Origin of the sequence: Pseudomonas sp. B21-048, assembly GCF_024748615.1 — a bacterium.
Taxonomy (GTDB): domain Bacteria; phylum Pseudomonadota; class Gammaproteobacteria; order Pseudomonadales; family Pseudomonadaceae; genus Aquipseudomonas.
Genome location: NZ_CP087168.1, coordinates 5,241,310 through 5,259,965, shown reverse-complemented (window position 1 = coordinate 5,259,965; position 18,656 = coordinate 5,241,310). Strand labels below are relative to the sequence as shown.

Annotated in this window: 20 protein-coding genes and 2 pseudogenes; 11 read left to right on the top strand and 11 right to left on the bottom strand. The window is 57.3% G+C overall.

All coding sequences use genetic code 11. From position 1 onward, the window contains the following. Positions 1-14 precede the first annotated feature (14 nt). Positions 15-848, top strand: coding sequence for an EamA family transporter (locus LOY56_RS24695; protein ID WP_258617815.1), 834 nt, complete (start codon positions 15-17; stop codon positions 846-848). A 51-nt stretch (positions 849-899) separates the two neighbouring features. Further along, positions 900-1,286, top strand: coding sequence for an MAPEG family protein (locus LOY56_RS24690; RefSeq protein ID WP_258617813.1), 387 nt, complete (start codon positions 900-902; stop codon positions 1,284-1,286). A gap of 126 nt (positions 1,287-1,412) precedes the next feature. Here LOY56_RS24690 and LOY56_RS24685 read toward each other — a convergent pair whose 3' ends face one another. After that, positions 1,413-2,597 (bottom strand): murein transglycosylase A, encoded by a 1,185-nt coding sequence (locus LOY56_RS24685; protein WP_258617810.1) that lies wholly within the window; start codon positions 2,595-2,597, stop codon positions 1,413-1,415. 128 nt (positions 2,598-2,725) lie between these two features. Here LOY56_RS24685 and LOY56_RS24680 point away from each other — a divergent pair, with 128 nt between their 5' ends. Further along, positions 2,726-3,175 (top strand): cytochrome c, encoded by a 450-nt coding sequence (locus LOY56_RS24680; protein WP_258617809.1) that lies wholly within the window; start codon positions 2,726-2,728, stop codon positions 3,173-3,175. A gap of 60 nt (positions 3,176-3,235) precedes the next feature. On the opposite strand, the gene LOY56_RS24675 is transcribed toward LOY56_RS24680, so the two are convergent. The 4 genes from LOY56_RS24675 to LOY56_RS24660 all read right to left on the bottom strand — a co-directional run bounded on the left by LOY56_RS24675 (position 3,236) and on the right by LOY56_RS24660 (position 7,857). After that, on the bottom strand, positions 3,236-3,631 hold the full coding sequence (locus tag LOY56_RS24675) for a DUF1090 domain-containing protein (protein ID WP_258617808.1): 396 nt from the start codon (positions 3,629-3,631) through the stop codon (positions 3,236-3,238). A gap of 91 nt (positions 3,632-3,722) precedes the next feature. Next, positions 3,723-5,402 (bottom strand): NAD-dependent DNA ligase LigB, encoded by a 1,680-nt coding sequence (gene ligB, locus LOY56_RS24670; RefSeq protein WP_258617807.1) that lies wholly within the window; start codon positions 5,400-5,402, stop codon positions 3,723-3,725. A 250-nt stretch (positions 5,403-5,652) separates the two neighbouring features. Beyond that, positions 5,653-6,843 (bottom strand): methionine adenosyltransferase, encoded by a 1,191-nt coding sequence (metK, locus tag LOY56_RS24665; RefSeq protein WP_258617806.1) that lies wholly within the window; start codon positions 6,841-6,843, stop codon positions 5,653-5,655. An 18-nt stretch (positions 6,844-6,861) separates the two neighbouring features. Continuing rightward, on the bottom strand, positions 6,862-7,857 hold the full coding sequence (locus LOY56_RS24660; RefSeq protein ID WP_258617805.1) for a metalloregulator ArsR/SmtB family transcription factor: 996 nt from the start codon (positions 7,855-7,857) through the stop codon (positions 6,862-6,864). A 273-nt stretch (positions 7,858-8,130) separates the two neighbouring features. Here LOY56_RS24660 and tkt point away from each other — a divergent pair, with 273 nt between their 5' ends. The 6 genes from tkt to fba all read left to right on the top strand — a co-directional run bounded on the left by tkt (position 8,131) and on the right by fba (position 14,318). Then, a complete protein-coding gene (gene tkt / locus LOY56_RS24655; protein ID WP_258617804.1) occupies positions 8,131-10,128 on the top strand; it encodes a transketolase in 1,998 nt (665 codons plus the stop codon). A gap of 117 nt (positions 10,129-10,245) precedes the next feature. Then, positions 10,246-11,307, top strand: coding sequence for an erythrose-4-phosphate dehydrogenase (gene epd, locus LOY56_RS24650; RefSeq protein ID WP_258617803.1), 1,062 nt, complete (start codon positions 10,246-10,248; stop codon positions 11,305-11,307). A 25-nt stretch (positions 11,308-11,332) separates the two neighbouring features. Continuing rightward, on the top strand, positions 11,333-12,496 hold the full coding sequence (locus tag LOY56_RS24645) for a phosphoglycerate kinase (protein ID WP_007894933.1): 1,164 nt from the start codon (positions 11,333-11,335) through the stop codon (positions 12,494-12,496). Between the two features lie 34 nt (positions 12,497-12,530). Next, entirely contained in the window at positions 12,531-12,752 is a 222-nt protein-coding gene (locus LOY56_RS24640) for a hypothetical protein (RefSeq protein ID WP_258617800.1), read from the top strand. Between the two features lie 56 nt (positions 12,753-12,808). Continuing rightward, entirely contained in the window at positions 12,809-13,141 is a 333-nt protein-coding gene (locus tag LOY56_RS24635; protein ID WP_038981062.1) for an MliC family protein, read from the top strand. Positions 13,142-13,253: 112 nt separating this feature from the next. Further along, positions 13,254-14,318 (top strand): class II fructose-bisphosphate aldolase, encoded by a 1,065-nt coding sequence (gene fba / locus LOY56_RS24630; protein WP_007981624.1) that lies wholly within the window; start codon positions 13,254-13,256, stop codon positions 14,316-14,318. A 143-nt stretch (positions 14,319-14,461) separates the two neighbouring features. Here the strand turns inward: fba and LOY56_RS24625 are convergent, their stop codons facing one another. Both LOY56_RS24625 and LOY56_RS24620 read right to left on the bottom strand, forming a co-directional pair. After that, positions 14,462-14,737, bottom strand: coding sequence for a hypothetical protein (locus tag LOY56_RS24625; protein WP_258617795.1), 276 nt, complete (start codon positions 14,735-14,737; stop codon positions 14,462-14,464). Positions 14,738-14,834: 97 nt separating this feature from the next. Continuing rightward, positions 14,835-15,524: a transposase gene (locus tag LOY56_RS24620; RefSeq protein ID WP_258617793.1), complete on the bottom strand. Its 690-nt coding sequence runs from the start codon at positions 15,522-15,524 to the stop codon at positions 14,835-14,837. Between the two features lie 68 nt (positions 15,525-15,592). Between LOY56_RS24620 and LOY56_RS24615 the strand changes: the two are divergent. Next, positions 15,593-15,781, top strand: a pseudogene (locus tag LOY56_RS24615) (fructose-1,6-bisphosphate aldolase); the annotation flags it as partial. A gap of 92 nt (positions 15,782-15,873) precedes the next feature. Here the strand turns inward: LOY56_RS24615 and LOY56_RS24610 are convergent. The 3 genes from LOY56_RS24610 to LOY56_RS24605 all read right to left on the bottom strand — a co-directional run bounded on the left by LOY56_RS24610 (position 15,874) and on the right by LOY56_RS24605 (position 17,491). Further along, positions 15,874-16,200: a hypothetical protein gene (locus tag LOY56_RS24610; protein ID WP_258617788.1), complete on the bottom strand. Its 327-nt coding sequence runs from the start codon at positions 16,198-16,200 to the stop codon at positions 15,874-15,876. A gap of 241 nt (positions 16,201-16,441) precedes the next feature. Further along, positions 16,442-16,732, bottom strand: coding sequence for a transposase (locus LOY56_RS27095; RefSeq protein ID WP_408980347.1), 291 nt, complete (start codon positions 16,730-16,732; stop codon positions 16,442-16,444). A gap of 69 nt (positions 16,733-16,801) precedes the next feature. Next, entirely contained in the window at positions 16,802-17,491 is a 690-nt protein-coding gene (locus tag LOY56_RS24605) for a transposase (protein ID WP_258617785.1), read from the bottom strand. A gap of 263 nt (positions 17,492-17,754) precedes the next feature. On the opposite strand from LOY56_RS24605, the gene LOY56_RS24600 reads away from it, so the two are divergent. Then, positions 17,755-17,892, top strand: coding sequence for a hypothetical protein (locus tag LOY56_RS24600; RefSeq protein ID WP_258617784.1), 138 nt, complete (start codon positions 17,755-17,757; stop codon positions 17,890-17,892). Between the two features lie 48 nt (positions 17,893-17,940). Here LOY56_RS24600 and LOY56_RS24595 read toward each other — a convergent pair. Next, positions 17,941-18,236: pseudogene (locus tag LOY56_RS24595) on the bottom strand (fructose-bisphosphate aldolase). Positions 18,237-18,656 lie beyond the last annotated feature (420 nt).

The window sequence follows — 18,656 nt, the reverse complement described above, 5'->3', positions numbered from 1 at the left end:
AAAAGGAGTGTGCCGTGCTTGCGACGGTTCTGGTGTTGGTGGCGGCGCTGTTGCACGCGGCGTGGAATACCCTGATCAAATTCAGCGCGGAGCGCCTGTTGGTGGTGGCCTGCATGGACAGTGTGGCGATGCTGTTTGTCGCGCTGATGCTGCCGTTCGTGGCGTCGCCGCCACTGGAGATGTGGCCATGGATTCTGGCTTCAGCGGCATTTGAGTTGCTCTATCGCTACCTGTTGATCCAGGCCTATCGGGTTGGCGATCTCGGTCTGGTCTATCCCTTGATGCGTGGCCTGTCGCCGCTGGTGGTGCTGGCACTGACGCTGATTTTCGCCGGGGAAGTGCTGACGGCTCAGCAGATCTTCGGCATTTTGCTGATCCCGTTCGGCATGTTGTGCCTGCTCTGGCAGGGCGGTGGCGGGGTGCGTCTGCCGTGGTCAATGCTGCCGGTGGTGGCGCTGATCGGATTGTGCATCGGTTGCTACACCTTCATCGATGGCCAGGCCTTGCGGCACTGGTCGCACCCGCTGGATTACCTGGTGTGGGTCACCTTGCTCAGCGCCTGGCCGTTCCCGGTGCTGGCGCTGGTAGGCAAGCGGCCGGCGTTCATGCTGTTCTGGCGAGAGCAGTGGCGGTTAGGGTTGGCGGTCGGGTGTTGCGTGCTGTTCAGTTACGCTCTGGTGCTGTGGGCCATGCAACTCGGTTCGATTGCCGAAGCGGCGGCGCTGCGCGAAATCAGTGTGATTCTGGTGGTGCTGTTCGGTATGCGCTACCTGAAAGAACCTTTCGGCAGGTCTCGGCTCTTAGCTTGTGGGCTGGTGCTGATTGGCATGTTGGTGATGAAGTTTTAGTCGCCTCTGATGGAATTCGATTCTCTATAACTTAAAAAAAGGGACTGCGTTATGACGGTTGCTCTGTGGTGCATTTTGATTGCGATCTGCTTGCCGTATCTATGCACAGGTGTCGCCAAGTTCAGCGGTGGCAAGTTCGGGCTGAAACAGAATCACGACCCGAGGGCGTTTCTGGATTCGCTCGAAGGCGTGGCCAGGCGTGCACATTCGGCGCAGTTGAACAGCTTCGAAGTGACCCCGGCGTTCGCGGCGGCGGTAATCGTCGCTCACCTGGCCGGCAATGCCGAGCTGGTGACGATCAATGTGCTCTCGGTGTTGTTTATTACCAGTCGACTGCTCTACATCATTTGCTATCTGGCGGACTGGGCGATTCTGCGGTCGCTGGTATGGACCATTGGCATGGGGCTGATTGTCAGTTTCTTTGTGGTGTCGGTCTGACACTGCTTCAGTGTTTTTACCGACCTCATCGCGGGCAAGCCTACAGGTTATGCACAATCCCTGTGGGAGCGGCGGTGCGACGATTCGACTTGCCCGCGATTGCTATCTATACAATCGCCGCAGAATTCAAGGGCTGGCTTTAGCCGCATCGGCAACTTGAGGTACTTGCGGTAACGCCGCCCCTTTAGGCCAAAGCATCCAGATCTGTCCTTGCTGTTTCATGTCGCCGGCCAATTGCCCGGCCGCCTCGCCTGTGCCCCAGAACAGGTCCGCACGGACCTCGCCGACAATCGCGCCGCCAGTATCTTGCGCGGCCACCGGACGTACCAGTGCGCTGCCATCCGGGCGTGTGGTCGATAACCACAACAGGCTGCCGAGCGGAATCACCTTGCGGTCCACCGCCGCGCTATAACCTGCGGTCAGCGGCACATTCAGCGAGCCGCGCGGCCCTTCGTTGCTATCCGGGTTGCGATTGAAGAAGACATAGCTGGGGTTGCTGCCGAGCAGTTCGGGAATGCGCGTCGGATTGGCTTTGGCCCAGGTGCTGATAGCGCCCATGGTCACGTTTTCTTTCTTCAACTCACCTTGGTCCACCAGCCAGCGGCCGATGGGTCGATATGGGTGGCCATTCTGGTCGGCGTAACCGATGCGCAACTGACGACCGTCATCAAGCTGGATGCGACCCGAGCCCTGGATTTGCAGAAACTGCAGGTTCATCGGGTCGGTCAGCCAGGCAATCACCGGCGCCTTTATGCCTTGGGTTTCAATGGTTGCCGCATCGTCGTATGGCTTGAGCACGCGACCTTCGAGTCGCCCGCGCAGGCGTTTGCCTTTGAGTTCCGGGTAGATACTGTCCAGCGAGACGATGATCATATCCTCGGGTACACCGTACACCGGGATGTTGGCGTCTTCGGTCTGGGTCAGGCTGCCGGGGTATACCGGTTCGTAGTAACCGGTAATCAGGCCGTTGGGATTGTCATTAGCGGCACGCAGACCGTAGACGTCCAGGTTCTGTTTGAGGAAACCGCGAATGTCATTGGCGGTTGGTTGCACATTGGCGGAAGCCGCACAGGTGCCGCCCCAGACCGGGTCGGCCTTGAGTCGGGTGCAGGCGCTGCGCCACGAGCCGAAGCCGGCGACGAGGTCGTTGTCCGACACCGCCGGAAGCGCTTCCCAAGTAGCGCTGGTGTAGGTCGCCAGTGCGTGGGTTTTCGGTTTGCTGCTGTCGCCGCCGGTGCAACCCGCTAGCACGGCCACCATCGGAAGGGACCAGGCCAGGTTGTGACGCCATGCCTTGAAACGGCTGTTCATGGAGTAATTCCTTTGCCGGTTGCCTGAGTGCTCCATGCGCTCAAACAACCCATATTGATAATAGGGCTATTGGTCTTTGCCGGTGACGCGAGGATACTGGCCGCCGTTTCCAGTGACCTGAAGCCACCATGACTCTTAAAAGACTTTCTGTTGTATTGCTGGCCTGCCTGACCTTGTCCGCCTGCGGTGGTGTCGACCCGAATTCGCCGCTGGGTCTGCGCAAGGCGATCTTCAAGCAGATGCTCAAGACTGGCGAAGACCTGGGCGGCATGTTGCGTGGGCGTATTCCGTTCGATGGCCCGAAATTCGCCGATGGCGCGGTGAAGCTCGATACGTTGTCCCGTGAGCCTTGGAAACATTTCCCGCAGGTGCGCGAAGAGGATCACACCAGCGCCAAGGATGATGTCTGGCAGAAGCAGGCACGCTTCCAGGAAATGGCCCGCACCCTTGAAGGCGCCACCGGTGAACTGGTGATTGCCAGCAAGGTTCAGCCCTACAAGGCCAGTAATCTGGGGCCGGCGGTGCAGAAAGTCGAAGATGCCTGTAGTGCGTGCCATAAGGAGTTTCGGGATCATTGACCGTGGCTTGCCAGCGAATGGTTCTTGAGACCGCCAGAAGCTTCGCTGGCAAGCCAGCTCCTACTTGTCCAGCTCATCCAGTGCTTCCTGCAATTCCTTGCGCGATTGCGCCAGTTTTTCTTTGCGTTTGTTGATCTTCTCGGCGTCGCCTTTTTTCATTGCCTTGTCGAGGTCGGCCTGCCGCGTGCTGACTTCGTGCTTGGCGTCGAGCACCTTGTTTTCCCGTTCTTTCTTCAAGGAGGCGTCGGTGCAATGGGCAGTGACTTCGCTCAGGGCGGTTTCCAGGCTGGCCTGTTGGTCGGCGTTGCCACGGGACTTGGTTTGTTCGATCTGGTTGATGATGCCTTGTTTTTTTGCGGCGCAGCCGGTGAGGCCCGGGGCATCTTCGGCGGCCATCAATGGAGCGGCCATCACGCTGCACAGGGTCAACAAGGCGAGCGGTGAAAGAAGTTTCATAAAAGCTCCAGATGAAAAAATCGATGTGGCGATGGGCTGTTTGAGCGCATCGGCCCCTTTTGGGTTCCCGGTGCTGAGACAGCGCTGGCGTTTAGAAACCGTCAACTCCGGCAATACGTAATGTCTCACTCAAGGCCATGACCTGCGGGTCGCGGAAAAATGCGCTCAATTGCGCTGCGCGCCCCGGGCCGATGCCGGCCTCGGCCTGCCACTGTTCGGTGTTTCGTTGCGCCAGCGCCTGCCATGAGTCGGCGAGGTTTGCCTGACCGGTCGGCGGCAAGCCCAAGGCTTTGAGCCAACGAACGAACGGACGTTGCCGGGCACTATTGAAGCTGTTCAAAAGATGAGCACTGCTGCGCTCGCCGAAGCCGTCAATGTTAGCAAGCTCTTGCTCATCGAGGGTTAACCAATCGAGCAGGCTGTCGAGGCGTTCGGCCTTTAGCAGTTTCTCCCAGGTACCGGGTCCGACATGAGGCAAGCCAAGCCCCTGTTTGCCGCTAAGCCAGGTCAACCGTGCGAGAAATTGGCTCTCGCAGCCAGGTGTTGCCTGCCAGCAGCTTAAAGAATGAAAGTCTGCCGCCAGCGGTACATTCAATTCCGCACGTTCAGTGCTGCGCAATACGATGCCATCTAGTCTGGGGACGGTCAGCCCCGCCAGGCTGATGGCGACCTGATCGCCGGGGCGAATGTCCAGTCCCTCCCAGCGTTGCAGGGAGCCGACACTCACACGCTTGATCTGCCGGTCATCGAGCATCACCGGTACCAGATCCAGCACGGGTGTGATCCGGCCGGTTCGCCCGATCTTGAAGTGGACCTTGCGTACCTCGGCCAGTGCCTGGGCAAAGGGGTATTTCCAGGCGACGCTCCAATAAGGCGTTTTCGCCTGCCAGCGCTCGGCCGGTGGGCGTGGGCTCTGACGCAAAACGATGCCATCGCTGGCAAAGGGCAGGGGGGAGCGATACCAGTGATCGCGCCAACGTTCGGCATCGGCAAATGCCTTGATCGGCTGACTGTAGGGCGTCGTGCTCGCAAACCCCAATTCATCCAGCGCCGCCACCCGGGCTGGCAGGTTTTTCGGGCCTTGCGGCCAGTCCCAGACAAACAACCCGATACCGGCAGCTTGCTCGGTGCTAAGCGCCTTGCGCGCCATCAACCCGGCCACCGTGGCGCGGGCATTGAGGCTGCCGGCTTGGGCTTGCACGTGTTCGGTGAGGCGCCAATAGAGTTCGCCTTGCAACAGCAAGTCCAGCGGCTGCGGAAGTTTTTGAGGGATGGCGGCGATCTGGCGCGCCGAGGCCGTCCAGTCCTGGCCGTTTACTCCATCCCCCCGACTGATCGCTTGGTGCAGCCAGCCGTTGCGATAGATCAGCGTCACCGCCACCCCGTCGACCTTGGGCTGTATCCAGACCTCCTCCCGGTCTTTTAGCCAGGCTTCGACGGCGCGTCCATCGGGCAGTTTTTCCAGGCCGGTGTGGGCGATGGGGTGAGCAACCGTGCCGCCGGCCGTACGCAATGGTTCGGCGGAGAGCCCTGAATCAAAACACTCGCGCCATTCGGTCAGTCGCGCACGGGACTGATCATAGAGTTCATCGGCGATCAGCGATTGGCCTTCACGGTGGTAGCTGTCATCCCAATGATCAATTTGCTGTTGCAGGGTGATGATTTCCTCCTGCGCGCGGGCCGGTGGCCAGTCGGGGCATTCGGCGGCATTGGTGATCAGGCAGGTGAAGGTCAGGAGAAAACCGAAAAACGGGCGCAGGTTGGGCAGCATCGAGAGCGTCCTTGCCAAGTGGGATGCTTGAAGGCTAGGACGGATTTCCATAATGACGAGGCTGACTGTTTTTCAGTGTGTGTCGATGGATCCTGTAGGAGCGAGGCTTGCCCGCGATGAAGGCACAGTGGCGTTTCTGAAACTCCACGGTGAAGCTATCGCGGGCAAGCCTCGCTCCTACAAAAGACACGGGCAATAAAAAGCCCCGCACGGCGAACCGTGCGGGGCTTTGGGTGCCGCAGGAAAAGTCTTACAGGCCGGCCGCGACACGCAGGTCGTCGGCGCGGTCGGTTTTTTCCCAAGTGAAGGTGGTGAACGTATCGTCGCCCACAGTCTTGGTTGCCGGAGTGCGACCGAAGTGGCCGTACGCAGCGGTTTCCTGGTACATCGGATGCAGCAGGTCGAGCATGGTGGTGATCGCGTATGGACGCAGGTCGAACACTTCGCGAACCAGTTTGACGATTTTGTCGTCGCTGATTTTGCCGGTGCCGAAGGTGTTCAACGAAATCGACGTAGGCTGGGCAACACCGATCGCGTAGGAAACCTGAATCTCGCAACGCTCGGCCAGGCCGGCAGCGACGATGTTCTTGGCCACGTAACGACCGGCGTAGGCCGCCGAACGGTCAACCTTCGATGGATCCTTGCCGGAGAACGCGCCACCGCCGTGACGGGCCATGCCGCCGTAGCTGTCGACAATGATCTTGCGACCGGTCAGGCCGCAGTCGCCCACCGGGCCACCGATGATGAATTGACCAGTCGGGTTGATGTGGAACTGGGTGTCCTTGGACAGCAGCTCGGCAGGCAGTACGTGCTTGACGATCAGTTCCATCACGCCTTCGCGCAGGTCTTTGTAGGACACTTCAGGGTTGTGCTGGGTCGACAGTACAACGGCGTCGATACCGACAACCTTGCCGCCTTCGTAGCGGCAAGTCACTTGCGACTTGGCGTCCGGGCGCAGCCAAGGCAGCAGGCCGGATTTACGGGCTTCGGCCTGACGCTGAACCAGCTGGTGCGAGAAGGTGATCGGTGCTGGCATCAGCACGTCGGTTTCGTTGCTGGCGTAGCCGAACATCAGGCCCTGGTCGCCGGCGCCCTGGTCTTCAGGCTTGGCACGATCGACGCCCTGATTGATGTCAGGGGACTGCTTGCCGATGATGTTCATCACGCCGCAAGTTGCACCGTCGAAGCCGACATTGGAGCTGTTGTAGCCGATGTCGAGAATCACGTTACGGACGATGTCTTCCAGGTCGACCCAGGCCGACGTGGTGACTTCACCTGCGATGATTGCCACGCCGGTTTTCACCAGCGTCTCGCACGCCACGCGGGCGAACTTGTCTTCAGCAATGATGGCGTCCAGCACCGCATCGGAAATCTGGTCGGCGATTTTGTCCGGGTGCCCTTCGGACACGGACTCGGAGGTGAAGAGGGAGTATTCGCTCATCTCGATTTTTTCCTGAATTTACCGATGGTGAGTGTCGCCAGCCGGTCGCTGAAAATGGCGGACCTGAATCTGGAAACCATTACGTAAGCCTACATAGAGGCTTTCCCCGGGAACGAGTCCCGCAGCGGTGGCCCAACGGGCCAGATCGTCCTGTTCAAACCCCAACCAGAGATCACCGCAGGCCTCCCTGGCCCAACTCTGGTTGTGGCTACATAACTCTGTCACGAGCAGGCTACCGCCCGGTTGCAGCAAGTCGGCCATGTGCTTGAGCGCTTCGGCCGGCGCGGCGAAATGATGCAGTACCATGTTCAGTACAACGCAATCAGCCTTGAGGCTTACACCGTTCAATGCATCGGCCAATTGCAGGCAGACGTTAGCCAGCGTTTCACGCTCACAGACCTGACGGGCCAGATCGAGCATCGCCGGGCTGTTGTCCAGCGCCGTGACCTGAGTGAAGCGACGTGCCAGCTCTGGCAGAAAACCGCCGTCGCCAGGGCCCACTTCGATGGCCGTGGCGCCCGGGCCGAAACCCAGTTTGTCGAGCAATGCCACCACGCTTTCGCGGTACTGCGGCAGGCCGGCGATCAGGTCTTGCTGGGCGCGAAACTTCTCCGCGACCCGTGAGAAAAAGTCCTGGCTGGCCGCTGCCCGTTGCCCATGAACCTGACCGATCCGCGACTGAACGTCAGTCGGCAGGGTCAGGTTATCTACTTCGTCCAACAGTGCGGCATGCAACTTGCCGCCCAGCAGATCAGTGTGGGGCAGGGCGCGGCGGTAGAAAATCGCATTGCCTTCACGGCGGGTCGCCACCAGATCGGCCTGGGCCAATACCTTGAGGTGATGACTCATGCCGGACTGACCGATGCCGAAGATCTGCGCCAGTTCCAGTACGCCGAACGAATCGTTGGCCAGCGCGCGCAATACATTCAGCCGCAGAGGATCGCCACCGGCCTTGCACAGGGCCGCCAGCTCATCGCAATCGTCATGTTGAATGGAAGGCACGCGTAGATTCATAGGGCCAGCAGTCTAGTGACGGTCGGAAATCACCGCAAGAGCAATATCAAAAAGTTTTGATATTGCTCGATAGATGGCACTTCTCAGCGTTAGGTTTTGTCAGGAAACAAACAGCGGAAAGGTTTCACTCGTCGAATACGTCGTTATCCATGGGAAAAACGCCTTCGAATGACTATCTGTCATTGCCCCGAGGGCGGTCGGTGAGGGAAAATGCTCGCCTTTTTTCCGTTTCGTTTTATTCACTCTCAATTCAGAACCCGCAGGAGATCAGCGATGCCCAGCCGTCGTGAGCGTGCCAACGCCATTCGTGCCCTCAGCATGGATGCCGTGCAAAAAGCCAACAGCGGCCATCCCGGTGCCCCTATGGGTATGGCGGATATCGCCGAGGTACTTTGGCGTGACTACCTGAAGCACAACCCGAGCAATCCATCGTTCGCCGACCGTGACCGCTTCGTGCTGTCCAACGGTCACGGTTCGATGCTGATCTACTCGCTGCTGCACCTGACCGGCTACGACCTGTCGATCGATGACCTGAAAAGCTTCCGCCAGCTGCACAGCCGCACTCCGGGTCACCCGGAATTCGGTTACACCCCGGGCGTCGAGACCACCACCGGTCCACTGGGCCAAGGCCTGGCCAACGCCGTGGGTTTCGCCCTGGCGGAAAAAGTCCTGGCGGCGCAGTTCAACCGTCCCGGCCATGACGTCGTCGATCACCACACCTACGTGTTCCTGGGTGATGGCTGCATGATGGAAGGCATTTCCCATGAAGTCAGTTCCCTGGCCGGTACATTGGGCCTGGGCAAACTGATCGCCTTCTACGATGACAACGGTATCTCCATCGACGGCGAAGTCGAAGGCTGGTTCACCGACGACACGCCGAAGCGTTTCGAGGCCTACAACTGGCAAGTGATCCGCAACGTCGACGGTCATGACCCGGAAGAAATCAAGATCGCCATCGACACTGCGCGCAAAAGCGAGCAGCCGACGCTGATCTGCTGCAAGACCACCATCGGCTTCGGTTCGCCGAACAAGCAAGGCAAGGAAGACTGCCACGGCGCCCCATTGGGTGACGCGGAAATCGCTCTGACCCGTGAAGCACTGAAGTGGAACCACGGCCCGTTCGAAATCCCGGCCAACATCTATGCCGAGTGGGACGCCAAGGAAGCCGGTCGCGCTGCCGAAGCCGAGTGGGATCAGCGTTTCGCTGCTTACTCCGCTGCTTTCCCGGAGCTGGCCAACGAACTGGTTCGTCGTCTGAGCGGTGATCTGCCGACTGACTTCACTGAAAAAGCCTCGGCGTATATCGCTGAAGTCGCGGCCAAAGGCGAAACCATCGCCAGCCGTAAAGCCAGCCAGAACGCCCTGAACGCGTTCGGCCCGCTGCTGCCGGAACTGCTCGGCGGTTCGGCTGACCTGGCCGGTTCCAACCTGACCCTGTGGAAAGGTTGCAAAGGCGTCACCGGCGAAGACGCCAGCGGCAACTACATGTACTACGGTGTTCGCGAGTTCGGCATGAGCGCGATCATGAACGGCGTAGCCCTGCACGGTGGCCTGGTGCCTTACGGCGCGACCTTCCTGATGTTCATGGAATACGCCCGCAACGCAGTGCGCATGTCGGCGTTGATGAAGAAACGCATCATCTATGTGTTCACCCACGACTCCATCGGTCTGGGCGAAGACGGCCCGACTCACCAGCCAATCGAGCAACTGGCCAGCCTGCGCTGCACGCCGAACCTCGACACTTGGCGTCCAGCCGATGCCGTTGAATCGGCGGTGGCCTGGAAGTCTGCTCTGGAGCGCGACGACGGTCCGTCGGCACTGATCTTCTCCCGTCAGAACCTGCAGCACCAGACCCGCAATGCGATTCAGATCGAAGAGATCGCGCGTGGCGGTTACGTGCTGAAAGACTGCGCGGGCGAACCTGAGCTGATCCTGATCGCCACCGGTTCGGAAGTCTGTCTGGCCGTTCAAGCCTTTGACAAACTGACCGAGCAAGGCCGCAAGGTGCGTGTTGTTTCGATGCCATGCACCAGCGTCTTCGAAGCTCAGGACGCTGGTTACAAGCAAACGGTTCTGCCGTTGCAGGTCAGCGCGCGTATCGCCATCGAGGCCGCCCACGCGGACTACTGGTACAAGTACGTGGGCCTGGAAGGCCGCGTAATCGGCATGACCACCTACGGCGAGTCGGCGCCTGCGCCTGCCTTGTTCGAAGAGTTCGGCTTCACCCTGGAAAACATCCTGGGTCAGGCTGAAGAGCTGCTGGAAGACTAAAACACGACGCGGCGGCCCTGGCTGCCGCGATCCCCCGTAGGAGCTGCCTGCGGCAGCTCCTACGGGGGATTGTGCTGTTAAGAAGAATTCGTCTGCCCCGCGTCTATCGAGAACCCCATGCCTCAACCGCGTCCTTACAAAGTTGCACTCAACGGCTACGGCCGGATTGGTCGTTGCGTCTTGCGTGCGTTGTTTGAGCGAGGCTCGACGGCCGGGTTTGAAATTGTCGCGATCAACGATCTGGCCGACATGGCCAGCATCGAATACCTGACACGCTTCGACTCCACTCACGGGCGGTTTCCCGGCGAAGTGAAGGTCGAGGGCGATTGTCTGCATATTAATGGCGACTGCGTGAAGGTCCTGCGCAGTGCCACCCCCGAAGGCATCGATTGGGCGTCCCTGGGCGTCGATCTGGTGCTGGAGTGCTCCGGCGCTTACCACACCCGTCAGGATGGCCAGCGTTTCCTCGACGCCGGTGCGCCCCGGGTGCTGTTTTCCCAGCCGATGGCCAGCGAGGCGGATGTCGACGCCACCATCGTCTACGGCGTGAATCAGGATTGCCTGACCGGCGACGAGCTGCTGGTGTCCAACGCCTCCTGCACCACCAACTGCGGCGTGCCGTTGTTGCGCCTGCTGGATCAGGCCATTGGTCTGGAATATGTGTCGATCACCACCATCCATTCGGCGATGAATGATCAGCCGGTGATCGATGCCTATCACCACGAAGACCTGCGCCGCACCCGGTCAGCGTTCCAGTCGGTGATTCCGGTGTCCACGGGTCTGGCGCGAGGCATTGAACGCCTGCTGCCGGAACTTGCCGGGCGAATTCAGGCCAAAGCCGTGCGGGTGCCGACGGTTAACGTGTCCTGCCTCGACATTACGATGCAGACCGTAAGTGATACCGACGCCACCGAGGTCAACCGGATTCTGCGCGAGGCCGCCACCCATGGCCCGCTCAAGGGCCTTCTGGCCTACACCGAGTTGCCTCACGCCAGTTGTGATTTCAATCATGACCCACATTCGGCCATCGTCGATGCCAGTCAGACCCGCGTTTCCGGCCCACGGCTTGTGAATATCCTGGCCTGGTTCGACAACGAATGGGGTTTTGCCAATCGAATGCTGGACGTTGCAGAACACTATTTGCAAACAGCCGCACCCCAACCAAAACCTGCTCTCTAAAACAGCTATCCAGGAATTGCGACCCATGACTGTGTTGAAGATGACCGACCTCGATCTGCAAGGTAAGCGCGTACTGATCCGCGAAGACCTCAACGTCCCAGTCAAGGACGGTGTTGTCACCAGCGATGCGCGAATCCTGGCCTCGCTGCCGACCATCAAGCTGGCCCTGGAAAAAGGCGCAGCCGTGATGGTCTGCTCGCACCTTGGTCGTCCGACCGAAGGCGAGTTCTCTGCCGAGAACAGCCTCAAGCCAGTCGCTGACTACCTGAGCAAGGCGCTGGGCCGCGAAGTGCCGCTGGTGTCCGATTACCTGGGCGGCGTCGACGTGAAAGCCGGCGACATCGTGCTGTTCGAAAACGTGCGCTTCAACAAGGGCGAGAAAAAGAACGCTGACGAACTGGCCAAGCAATACGCCGCCCTGTGCGACGTATTTGTGATGGACGCCTTCGGCACCGCTCACCGCGCTGAGGGTTCGACCCATGGCGTGGCCAAGTTCGCCAAAGTCGCCGCCGCTGGTCCGTTGCTGGCCGCTGAACTGGATGCACTGGGCAAAGCTCTGGGCGCCCCGGCGCAGCCAATGGCGGCTATCGTTGCCGGCTCCAAAGTGTCGACCAAACTCGACGTGCTCAACAGCCTGAGCCAGATCTGCAACCAGCTGATCGTCGGCGGCGGCATTGCCAACACTTTCCTGGCCGCTGCCGGTCACCCGGTCGGAAAATCCTTGTACGAGCCGGACCTGCTGGACACTGCCCGTGAAATCGCCGCCAAAGTCAGCGTGCCACTGCCGGTGGACGTGGTGGTTGCCAAGGAATTCGCTGAAAGCGCGACCGCAACCGTCAAGCTGATTGCCGACGTGGCAGCAGACGACATGATCCTGGACATCGGTCCACAGACCGCGGCGAATTTTGCCGAGCTGCTGAAGTCGTCCAAGACCATTCTGTGGAACGGCCCGGTGGGCGTGTTCGAATTCGACCAGTTCGGTAACGGCACCAAAGTGCTGGCCCAAGCCATCGCCGAAAGTTCGGCGTTCTCCATCGCTGGCGGCGGCGACACCCTGGCAGCCATCGATAAATATGGCGTTGCCGAGCAGATCTCCTACATTTCTACCGGCGGCGGCGCGTTCCTCGAGTTCGTCGAAGGCAAAGTCCTGCCGGCCGTTGAAGTCCTGGAAAGCCGGGCCAAGGCCTGAGGCCGCGCATTTGACCAGGCAAAGGAGTGTTCACATGGTCAGGACCTTCGTGTTGTTGATCGCTGCGGGTTTGCTGGCGGCTTGCGGGAGTAATCCGAAAGCCACGCCGGAACCCGCGCCGCAAACACAGGAAAAAGGCTGCTACCAGGCCGACTGGCAAGCGGAAACCAACCCGGTGATCAACAAGCGTTCCGGGCCCGATGGCCTGGACAAATACGAGACACAGGCCCCCGCCAAGGAACATGGTTGCCCTTGAGGGGTCTGACTCTTTACTCAAGGCGGGCGGCGTGCGCCGTCAGCCGAGGAACACGGATGAAACGCTTTATCGCCGTTGCGGCACTGGCATTGCTGGCAGGTTGCGCCAATCTGAACCTGTTCAACGCTGCCGAGCCTGCGGACAGTTGGACCACCTGGACCTGTGACAGTCAGGCCAAAGTGCTCTGGCGCTACACTGACGTCAGCCGCAAGGAAGTCGACGTTCGCCTGGGCGGCGCCGATCAGGTCTACCGCTTGAAGCTTGAACCGGGCGCCGAAGGTTCGCTGTACAGCAACGACATGCTGGCGTTTCACGTAAAAGGTGAGGAAGGCCTGGTGTACTGGGTCGCCACCAATGATTTGATCGGCCGCGGTTGTAAGGCCGAGTAATTGACCGAATTCGCAGCCCGGGCCAACCCCCGATCTGCAATAACTTGAATAGCCGCCGCCGCTACGGCAGGCTGGCACGATTAACGACCCTCAACCGGGAGAGACACACACAATGGCACTTATCAGCATGCGCCAGATGCTGGACCACGCAGCCGAGTTCGGCTACGGCGTTCCAGCCTTCAACGTCAACAACCTTGAGCAGATGCGCGCCATCATGGAAGCCGCTGACAAGACTGACTCCCCGGTGATCGTCCAGGCTTCGGCCGGTGCTCGCAAATACGCAGGCGCCCCGTTCCTGCGTCACCTGATCCTGGCGGCCATCGAAGAATTCCCGCACATCCCGGTGTGCATGCACCAGGACCACGGCACCAGCCCTGACGTCTGCCAGCGTTCCATTCAACTGGGCTTCAGCTCGGTAATGATGGACGGTTCCCTCGGCGAAGACGGCAAGACCCCGACCGACTACGACTACAACGTCCGTGTTACCCAACAAACCGTAGCCATGGCTCACGCCTGCGGCGTATCGGTAGAAGGCGAGCTGGGCTGCCTGGGTTCGCTGGAAACCGGCATGGCCGGTGAAGAAGACGGCATCGGCGCCGAAGGCGTTCTGGATCACAGCCAAATGCTGACCGACCCTGAGGAAGCCGCTGACTTCGTCAAACGCACCCAGGTCGACGCCTTGGCCATCGCCATCGGCACCAGCCACGGCGCCTATAAGTTCACCAAGCCACCTACCGGCGACGTGCTGGCCATCGACCGCATCAAAGAAATCCACAAACGCATCCCGAACACCCACCTGGTAATGCACGGTTCGTCTTCGGTTCCGCAAGAATGGCTGGCGATCATCAACCAGTACGGTGGCGACATCAAAGAAACCTACGGCGTACCGGTTGAAGAAATCGTCGAAGGCATCAAACACGGCGTGCGCAAGGTCAACATTGATACTGACCTGCGTTTGGCGTCTACCGGTGCGATGCGTCGTTTGATGGCTACCAACCCGAGCGAGTTCGATCCGCGTAAGTTCTTCGGTGCGACTGTTACTGCGATGCGTGATGTGTGTATCGCGCGTTATGAAGCGTTTGGTACGGCGGGTAATGCTTCGAAGATCAAGGCGATCTCGTTGGAAGGGATGTATCAGCGTTATTTGAAGGGTGAGTTGAACGCTAAGGTTAACTAAGTCGAAAGCGTTTTAGTTGCATAAAAACCCGCCGAAAGGCGGGTTTTTTGTCGTTAAAAATTTAAGTAGATTTTTCGATTGTCGATAGAGTTTAACTTGTACGGCCGCCATTTTTATAATGGTCCCAGATCCATTGAGGTGTGTCATCTCCATCTGGCTTCTTGATATAAGCTGGTGGGGGGGGAAGTATTAACAGATTCTGGGTTACATTCGAACTTAATGTTTTCTTTTATTGATTCCTCAAGCATCCGGCTTGATTTATCGTCGAGGCGACCATAATAGGAATCAAAGTTTTCTCGGTTTATTATGAAATTGTATGGTTCGTAGTTTCCAAAGTCGATTGGTGATACATGGTTGTTTTCAATTAGCTGAATAATGTCGGATGCAAACAGTTTGTCAAGATCAATAGTGGAATTCATTTTTTCTCCATTACCGTTCGGTTTTCAGAAAAGAAGAAAATGGGACGGATTTATTTAATATATTTAATAGCTATCCCCTTACCTTTATCTCTTCGACTTAGTTGGCTGGTCTGCCTCGCGCCCGTTGCGATACTCGCACGCCGGTGATGCGTTCTATCTCGTCCGTGAATCGAGAATTCCCCGTCAGTTGGCCTCTCTGAAGCGCGTCCCTTATTAGTCGTAGTTCTGAGGGTTGGGTGGCCTGGTCCACAAAAGCGTTATAGCGAGCGAGTCGTTCGGGATATGTCGTGCCTAGCTTGTGGAAGCAAGGATCTTCGTCCAGCCAGCGACTTTCTATCTTTTCGTTGTGGCGAAAGTGCAAGCTCGACCAGGGATAGTCCTGTGCATGTTCAACCATTTGCGCTCGCACCGGGTTGAGCTCGATGTACCGACTACAGGCCAACAGGTAAGTGTCCGTTTGCACGAGGCTGGATTTGTAGCGGCTCTCCCATAGGGTTCCCGAGCGTCCTTCCAGCTTGTTGCGGTAACGCGTTGTGCGCCCTGCGAGGCTTTTCATCAACTGACCAAGCCCCGCCGCATTGTCTCCTGGTGCCAGCAACAGATGGACATGATTGGTCATCAGGCAAAAGGCATACACCTTTACACCCAGTGCAGTTTTGAGTTCTTGCAGATCGGCGAGGTAGCGCTCGAAATCCTCCGGATGGGCGAACACAACCTGCTTGTTGTGACCTCGCTGTACGACATGGTGGGGATAGTGGGGTAATACGACACGTGCCATTCTGGGCATATAGCTTCCTACATCCTTGTAGTGATGGAGGAAGCTTAGCAGCAGATCGCAAATTAAATAGATCTGTCCCTATTAATCCTAGCGAGTTTGATCCGCGTAAGTTCTTCGGTGCGACTGTTACTGCGATGCGTGATGTGTGTATTGCTCGTTACGAAGCCTTTGGTACTGCGGGTAATGCTTCGAAGATCAAGCCGATCTCGTTGGAAGCGATGTATCAGCGGTATTTGAAGGGTGAGTTGAACGCTAAGGTTAACTAAGTCGAAAGCGTTTTAGTTGCATAGAAACCCGCCGAAAGGCGGGTTTTTTTGTCGTTAAAAATTTAAGTAGATTTTTCGATTGTCGATAGAGTTTAACTTGTACGGCCGCCATTTTTATAATGGTCCCAGATCCATTGAGGTGTGTCATCTCCATCTGGCTTCTTGATATAAGCTGGTGGGGGAGAGGTATTAACAGATTCTGGGTTGCATTCGAACTTAATGTTTTCTTTTATTGATTCCTCAAGCATCCAGCTTGATTTATCGTCGAGGCGACCATAATAGGAATCCAAGTTTTCTCGGTTTATTATGAAATGGTATGGTTCGTAGTTTTCAAAGTCGATTGGTGATACATGGTTGTTTTTAATTAGCTGAATAATGTCGGATGCAAACAGTTTGTCAAGATCAATAGTGGAATTCATTTTTTCTCCATTACCGTTCGGTTTTCAGAAAAGGGGGCCAGAAAAAGGGGACGGATTCATTTATGTGCCCTGTTCTTCTTTTTTGTGTTTCGTAGATAAGGCTAGTTCTGTGAGGATGCACGGTCACCTGTAATAAATGACAGTTTTTAATATCTTTTTGCGATAAGTTTTATCTATATCTAGCGAAAAGGCGAAAAGCCAGCCTAAAAGGGGACACCCATTAGCCGGTCTCAAGTCAAGGCTAAAAGCCCACTCGCCCTGCAGCTCGGCGCGGACAGCGACTCCGGTGGCGAGTCACGCCAACGCCAAAGTGCTCGCTTTTTACATCCCTGAAGCCTTCTTCTATCTGCAAACGCTGCTTGTAAATGGCCACGATTCTCGATGGATTCCATTGATTCTCCGGTAGGTTGCTGGCCAATAACCAAGGCTCTCGTTCACGATTGGCTGATTGCCTGCTGAGTTTGTTTTTGGCGATTGAACCGGTGACACGCTGATGTTTTCGCCCCTTTGCCGAATGCCTGATGCAGTACAAATGGGGAGAAAAGGGGACGGATTTATTTAATATATTTAATAGCTATCCCCTTACCTTTATCTCTTCGACTTAGTTGGCTGGTCTGCCTCGCGCCCGTTGCGATACTCGCACGCCGGTGATGCGTTCTATCTCGTCCGTGAATCGAGAATTCCCCGTCAGTTGGCCTCTCTGAAGCGCGTCCCTTATCAGTCGTAGTTCTGAGGGTTGGGTGGCCTGGTCCACAAAAACGTTATAGCGAGCGAGTCGTTCGGCATATGTCGCGCCTAGCTCATGGAAGCAAGGATCTTCGTCCAGCCAGCGACTTTCTATCTTTTCGCTGCGGCGCAGGTGCAAGCTCGACCAGGGGTAGTCCTGTGCATGCTCAACCATTTGCGCTCGCACCGGGTTGAGTTCGATGTACCGACTACAGGCCAACAGGTAAGTATCCGTTTGCACGAGGCTGGATTTGTAGCGGCTCTCCCATAAGGTTCCCGAGCGTCTTTCCAGCTTGTTGCGATAACGCGTCATGCGGCCTGCGAGGCTTTTCATCAACTGACCAAGCCCCGCCGCATTGTCTCCTGGTGCCAGCAACAGATGGACATGATTGGTCATCAGGCAAAAGGCATACACCTTTACACCCAGTGCAGTTTTGAGTTCTTGCAGATCGGCGAGGTAGCGCTCGAAATCCTCCGGATGGGCGAACACAACCTGCTTGTTGTGACCTCGCTGTACGACATGGTGGGGATAGTGGGGTAATACGACACGTGCCATTCTGGGCATATAGCTTCCTACATCCTTGTAGTGATGGAGGAAGCTTAGCAGCAGATCGCAAATTAAATAGATCTGTCCCTCTCTATTACTCTCTATTAATCTCTTTATTGCGCTTGTTGTGATATGGGATGAACCCAAGATCATCGAATTGTCTCGTCCTTTGTTTGCGGCGTTATCGCAAATGTATATAAATGACTGTCAGATCTGATAGTAGACAGCCTGTGTCGATTCTCTCAGGATAAAAACTCCACCCTGTAATGGAGTACGTAATCATGAGCACCAAGGATGTAAAACCAAAAGCGAAAGGCCCTGCGCCTGCCACTATTCCAGTTGTCCCACAGCAGAAATCGGGAAGTATCCAAAACTCTAAAGGGCCTGCACCTTTCACGCTTCCGAAAGAGTCGGAATAACAAATAAAAAACCCGCAGAAATGCGGGTTTTTTATCGCATGAGGCTGATTACTGATCTTTAGGTGTATCAAACCCGCGCTGCTCAATCACCCCAAACACATCAGCAATGTCCTGGACCATGATCCGGGCGATGTTGGTGAGACGGTGTTGATATCGTTCTCGGCGTAGTCAGGCAGGCTGGTGCAGGCCATCAGGTTGAGGTATTTGAGGACGGCGTTGAGGCGTTCGCTGACGCAGTTATGGAGTTCGCGTAGCGGAGCGTCGCTGTCGATGAGCAGGACGGGATAGTCGGTGGCGAATTGGGACATAGGGGTGAAGCGGCGGGGCGGGTGTTGATTGATCATGGAAAATCCTTAACTCAAGAAAAGAATTCGCCACCGTTTGCTGCGAAACAAATGGGGTGGCAGCTGTGCGCGGGTTCGCAGACCGAGGAGTTAAGACCCGGCAGACCCGAAGGTCTCCCACGCACAGCCGCCATAAAAAACGAGTACGGGCAAACGCTGCCCGTGTCGTATTTTGACGGTTGTGGTTCTAACTCGGTAGGGCTGCGAAACCCTATCGCCGACTGTTGCCGGCGACGGGGCGAACTATAAGCGGCGACTTTGGTGACTGCAACCGGGGTGTAGGACGGGTTGCGTAGCTTGAGATCAAAAGATCGCAGCCTTCCGCGGGTCCTACAGAGGGCGGTGGGGATGCCACTTTTTGTGGCTAGGGGCTTGCCTCGTTTGACGGCGCGGCCGTCGTGAACCGGGCGGTGCGGTATG

Coding starts and splice junctions, on each gene's coding strand:
- LOY56_RS24690 (WP_258617813.1), top strand. CDS start 900: ATGACGGTTGCTCTGTGGTGCATTTTGATTGCGATCTGCTTGCCGTAT.
- LOY56_RS24685 (WP_258617810.1), bottom strand. CDS start 2,597: ATGAACAGCCGTTTCAAGGCATGGCGTCACAACCTGGCCTGGTCCCTT.
- LOY56_RS24680 (WP_258617809.1), top strand. CDS start 2,726: ATGACTCTTAAAAGACTTTCTGTTGTATTGCTGGCCTGCCTGACCTTG.
- LOY56_RS24675 (WP_258617808.1), bottom strand. CDS start 3,631: ATGAAACTTCTTTCACCGCTCGCCTTGTTGACCCTGTGCAGCGTGATG.
- ligB (WP_258617807.1), bottom strand. CDS start 5,402: ATGCTGCCCAACCTGCGCCCGTTTTTCGGTTTTCTCCTGACCTTCACC.
- metK (WP_258617806.1), bottom strand. CDS start 6,843: ATGAGCGAATACTCCCTCTTCACCTCCGAGTCCGTGTCCGAAGGGCAC.
- LOY56_RS24660 (WP_258617805.1), bottom strand. CDS start 7,857: ATGAATCTACGCGTGCCTTCCATTCAACATGACGATTGCGATGAGCTG.
- tkt (WP_258617804.1), top strand. CDS start 8,131: ATGCCCAGCCGTCGTGAGCGTGCCAACGCCATTCGTGCCCTCAGCATG.
- epd (WP_258617803.1), top strand. CDS start 10,246: ATGCCTCAACCGCGTCCTTACAAAGTTGCACTCAACGGCTACGGCCGG.
- LOY56_RS24645 (WP_007894933.1), top strand. CDS start 11,333: ATGACTGTGTTGAAGATGACCGACCTCGATCTGCAAGGTAAGCGCGTA.
- LOY56_RS24640 (WP_258617800.1), top strand. CDS start 12,531: ATGGTCAGGACCTTCGTGTTGTTGATCGCTGCGGGTTTGCTGGCGGCT.
- LOY56_RS24635 (WP_038981062.1), top strand. CDS start 12,809: ATGAAACGCTTTATCGCCGTTGCGGCACTGGCATTGCTGGCAGGTTGC.
- fba (WP_007981624.1), top strand. CDS start 13,254: ATGGCACTTATCAGCATGCGCCAGATGCTGGACCACGCAGCCGAGTTC.
- LOY56_RS24625 (WP_258617795.1), bottom strand. CDS start 14,737: ATGAATTCCACTATTGATCTTGACAAACTGTTTGCATCCGACATTATT.
- LOY56_RS24620 (WP_258617793.1), bottom strand. CDS start 15,524: ATGCCCAGAATGGCACGTGTCGTATTACCCCACTATCCCCACCATGTC.
- LOY56_RS24610 (WP_258617788.1), bottom strand. CDS start 16,200: ATGAATTCCACTATTGATCTTGACAAACTGTTTGCATCCGACATTATT.
- LOY56_RS24605 (WP_258617785.1), bottom strand. CDS start 17,491: ATGCCCAGAATGGCACGTGTCGTATTACCCCACTATCCCCACCATGTC.
- LOY56_RS24600 (WP_258617784.1), top strand. CDS start 17,755: ATGAGCACCAAGGATGTAAAACCAAAAGCGAAAGGCCCTGCGCCTGCC.